4 protein-coding genes are annotated in these 4,395 nt (G+C 31.6%); all 4 read left to right on the top strand.

The window, feature by feature from the left end:
- Positions 1–344: hypothetical protein (locus tag ACTG3S_RS13295; protein WP_439129827.1), on the top strand; the 344-nt coding region annotated here is incomplete at its 5' end.
- A 21-nt stretch (positions 345–365) separates the two neighbouring features.
- The gene (locus ACTG3S_RS13300; RefSeq protein WP_439129828.1) at positions 366–2,327 is read left to right on the top strand and encodes a RagB/SusD family nutrient uptake outer membrane protein; all 1,962 of its coding nucleotides are present in this window, start codon (positions 366–368) and stop codon (positions 2,325–2,327) included.
- 149 nt (positions 2,328–2,476) lie between these two features.
- Entirely contained in the window at positions 2,477–4,180 is a 1,704-nt protein-coding gene (locus ACTG3S_RS13305) for a pectate lyase family protein (protein ID WP_439129829.1), read from the top strand.
- Positions 4,181–4,184: 4 nt separating this feature from the next.
- Positions 4,185–4,395 (top strand): DUF3826 domain-containing protein (locus tag ACTG3S_RS13310; RefSeq protein WP_439129830.1); only part of this gene is annotated, 211 nt, incomplete at its 3' end.

Raw genomic sequence — 4,395 nt, forward strand, 5'->3', positions numbered from 1 at the left:
ATATGTATCACCCAGTTTTAAACCCAACAGGAAATATTCCAAACTTATCCTCTTCAATTAATGCAGGTTCTCAAGGCAGTGAGGGAGGTATAAATACGGTAAGCTCAAAATTTTGGCAAGTAAATAGTTTTAGCTTATTAATGAGAAATATTAATGTAGGATATACCATTCCTGAAAAAATATCAGAAAAATTGGGGGTTAATAGTTTCAGACTTAATTTAGTAGCTATAAACCCATTTATTTTATACAACCCTTATAAAAAATACGGATTATCACCATCAGGGTCCTATGATAGTTATCCAAACCTTAGAACTTTTTCTTTAGGTGTAAATGTTGGTTTTTAATTTTATTAAAAGAATATAATTATGAAAGATATAAATATTAAAATTTTAGTAACTTTTTTGACGCTAGTCTTACTTAGTAGTTGTAGTGCAGATTTTATAGAAGAAAAAAGAGACTTTTCTAGTGTGAATGTAGAAGTATTTCAGTTTGAAGAATTATCAAATGCATACTTAGATCATTTATACTATTTAATGTTACCAGATAGAAATGCTAATATGGCAATGTGGTCTAGAGCCGCAGTTGAACATTCCAGTGCAGATTTGTTTACAAAAACATCAGATGAAATAGCAGGTCAAACAGATTTAAATAGAGAATATCCAGATATTTCACCTTTAAATAACCATTGTTTATTTTCAATTGGGCAAGCAGTTAGAGCCAGTATTACAAATAATACATGGACAAGGATTAGGTATTGTAATTTATACTTAAATAATGTTGATGAGTATTCTGGTCTTGATGAAGATTTTAAAGATCAAGTAAAAGGGCAGTTTTACTTCTGGAGAGCTTGGCAATATTTTGAATTGGTTAGATTATATGGTGGAGTTCCTTTAGTTTTAGAACCACAACCAAGTAATGTTGATGATCCAATAAATCAAACACCTAGAAGTACTTCTAGTGAAGTTATAGATCAAATTGTAGCAGATTTAGAAATGTCTCAAACGCTTCTTGAAAACGGTAGACCATATACACAAGATGATACTGGTAGAATTACAGAAGCAGCAGCAGCAGCATTAAAAGGTAGAGTTTTGTTAACTTGGGCTAGTCCACTTTTTAATAGAGCAGACGATCAGGCAAGATGGCAACGTGCTTATGATGCTAATTTAGATGCCTACAATAAATGTATTGCTTCCGGAAATAGTTTAGACCCAGATTGGGAAAATATGTGGTTTAATTTAAATACTTCTGAATCTGTTTTTGGATTTAGATTTAATGATTTTGCAGCAAATTCTGGAGAATTCCAAAAGAACAATTACACAGAATATCAGTCACGTACTAGAGATCAAGGTGGTAATGGAGGTATTCATCCAACTAAGAATATTATGGATGCATTTCCTATGGCAGATGGAACACCATACAATCCTAATGGGAATTTAAACGAATTTTACAGAAATAGAGATCCTCGTTTTTATAATACTTTTGCTTATAATGGAAGTATATGGCCTTATGCTCAAGACCCTAATTATAAACATTGGGAGTATTACTGGTATCCTCTAGCAGCTGAACCAGATAAGCCAACTATAGAGACAAATAATCAAAGAAATGGTACGGGTATCTTTTTAAGAAAATTTACAAACCCTAACTCTTCAAATATTAATTCTTTTCAAAATAATGGTGACCAATATATGGAAATTCGTTTTGCAGAAGTAGTATTAAATTTAGCAGAGTCTGCAATTGGAATCAATAACCTTTCAGAAGGTAAAGAATATATCAAATCAATTAGAGCAAGAGTAGGGGTAACCAATAATGATGGAGATTATGGTTTAGCAACGGTTTCCTCTAGAGATCAACTTTTTGCTGCTGTAATCAATGAAAGAAAAGTTGAGTTTGCTTACGAAAACAAACGTTTTCATGATTTAAGAAGATGGTTACTTTATAATAATGATTATGGAACTTGTACAAGATTAAATCAAACACCTATAGAAGGATCCAGAAGGCAAGGGTATTATACTTTTGTTAAATTAGATGCAAATACTATTTATGAAAATGGTAGAGGAACAGATCCTTTGAAAGGTTCAAATGCACCAATTATAAATAGAGATGCCACAACTTATCCTAACGGGGTTACAACTTATGAAGAATATGTAGATTATTTATATGACAATCACTTTGAAGTTACTGTTAGAGATAATATAGATCAAACAGATTTTAGTTTTAAATGGTACAATGAATATTATTTCTTTGGTATTTATCAAAATTTATTAAACACCGCACCATATTTAGAACAAACCCAAGGGTGGGGAGGTACATTTAATCCTTTAGATTAATTTAACATATTAACTAAATTAAAATACCTGCTTTTATGTTAATGCAGGTATTTTTTTTAAATAATTTTATTACTAAAAAATAGTAAAGATTTTAGAATTTACTTGTTGTGGTACACAATTTGTATATTTTAAATAATAAAACAAATCAAATGAAGAAAACAGTTTATTACACTTTATTCATGTTATTTTTAGGAATATTTAATGCACATGCACAATACCCAAAATTAACAAAGGAAGATAGAAAAAAAGAGAAAGAAATTAAAGAGGAAGCATACAGGCATTCTGATGAAGCTTGGGAAAAAGCAAAAATAATAGTTCAAAAAGAAGCTAGAGAGGGGAAACCATATATACCTTGGGCAAGTAGACCAACAGATTTACCGCAAGCAGAAATACCTGCTTTTCCTGGAGCTGAAGGTGGAGGTATGTATACTTTTGGGGGACGTGGAGGAAATGTCTACACAGTTACTAGTCTAGCAGATGATGGCCCAGGTTCTTTAAGAGAAGCTTGCGAAAAAGGTGGTGCACGTATTATTGTATTTAATGTTGCAGGAATCATCAAACTAAAAACACCTTTAATTATAAGAGCACCTTACATAACCATTGCTGGTCAAACAGCTCCTGGAGATGGAGTTTGTGTAGCAGGAGAAACTGTTTGGATAGATACTCATGATGTTGTTATACGTCATATGCGTTTTCGTAGAGGAGACACTTTTGTTGGTAGAAGAGATGATGCAATTGGAGGAAATCCTGTAGGAAATATTATGTTAGATCACATCTCAGCAACTTGGGGTTTAGACGAAAACATGTCTATTTACAGACACATGTACAGTCCAGGTGCAACTTATAAAGATGAAAAAAAACCAACGGTAAACATTACCATTCAAAATAGTTTATTTGGCGAAGCATTAGATACTTATAATCATGCTTTTGGAAGTACTTTAGGTGGAGAAAACTGCGCATTTATTAGAAATATGTGGGCAAATAATGCTGGTAGAAACCCGTCTATTGGTTGGAATGGTATTTTTAATTTTGTGAATAATGTGATGTTTAATTGGGTACATCGTTCTATAGATGGTGGTGATTATACTGCCAAATATAATATTATCAATAACTATTTTAAACCAGGTCCGTTAACCGATTTGGATAAACAAATTAGTTACAGGATTTTAAAACCAGAATCAGGAAGAAGTAAACTAGATCATCTTGTATTTGGGCGTGCTTACGTAAACGGAAATATTGTTGAAAATAATAAAAAAGTCTCTCAAGATAACTGGGATGGTGGTATTCAAATGGAAAACATGAAAGGAGTTGAAATGGACTTAGACGAAGCTAAAACATATTTTCCGTTAATGAAAGCAAATAAGCCAATGCCAATGCCTTGGTTTAGAAATATTATGTCTGCTGACGATGCATATGATTTTGTCATAGAAAATGCTGGAGCTACTTTACCAATTAGAGATGCAGTAGATACAAGAATTGCAAGAACAGTAAAAACGGGTGTCCCTGAATATGTAAAAGACTTAAATCCAGATTCTTTTTATCATTTTAAACACAGACGTTTGCCTAAAGATTCTTATAAAAAAGGAATTATTACAGACATAGCACAAGTTGGTGGTTACCCAAAATATAAAGGAACACCTTATAAAGATTCTGATAAAGATGGAATGCCAGATACTTGGGAAAAAAAGAATGGATTAAATCCAAATGATGCGTCAGATGCTAAAGGAGACCAAAATAACGATGGTTACACAAATATAGAAGACTATATCAACGGAATAAATCCTAATGCAAAGATAGATTGGAAAGATTTAAAAAATAATAAGGAAACATTAACAAGTCCACTTTTAAAATAAAATTATGTCTATCAAAAAAACAAGTTTAAGTTTTTTACTGATGCTTTTATTTACGATTAGTCTAACTGCTCAGCAACACTTAGATCCAGAATACATAAAGGTTACTGAAAAAAGAGCGTCAAAAATTGTAAATAATTTAGAGATATCAGATAAAAATAAATCAGAATTAATTATCCAGATTATTGCAAAACAATATCAGAATTTAAGCAAAATTC

Source organism: Polaribacter sp., from assembly GCF_965656025.1.
Taxonomy (GTDB): domain Bacteria; phylum Bacteroidota; class Bacteroidia; order Flavobacteriales; family Flavobacteriaceae; genus Polaribacter.